Origin of the sequence: Enterococcus sp. S53, from assembly GCF_016516865.1 — a bacterium.
GTDB lineage: Bacteria > Bacillota > Bacilli > Lactobacillales > Enterococcaceae > Enterococcus_D > Enterococcus_D innesii.
The window spans coordinates 1-219 of record NZ_JACVUH010000091.1 but is presented as its reverse complement, the minus strand read 5'-3'; the positions used below and the strand labels follow the sequence as shown (position 1 = coordinate 219).

Genomic DNA, 219 nt, shown 5'->3' with positions numbered 1-219 from the left:
AAAATGGTTCACGGCAGATGAAGCTGTAGAGTTTGGATTTGCTAATTCTGTAAAGCGTGCTGAACCTCAAGAAGAGCCGCAAGACATTTCATCTATGATTCAAGATGCCGTTGCTGTTGCGGTGGCTAATTTAAGCCAACCTGTAACAGATCAAGTGGAACAAGAACCAAAACCAAAATCATTAATCGCACGATTGCGAAAAGGAGAATAAACTATGTT

Annotated in this window: 1 pseudogene; it reads left to right on the top strand. The window is 40.6% G+C overall.

Annotation, left to right across the window (positions count from 1 at the left end):
* Positions 1-211 (top strand): annotated as a pseudogene (locus IAE45_RS18780) (head maturation protease, ClpP-related); the annotation flags it as partial.
* Positions 212-219: the final 8 nt, after the last annotated feature.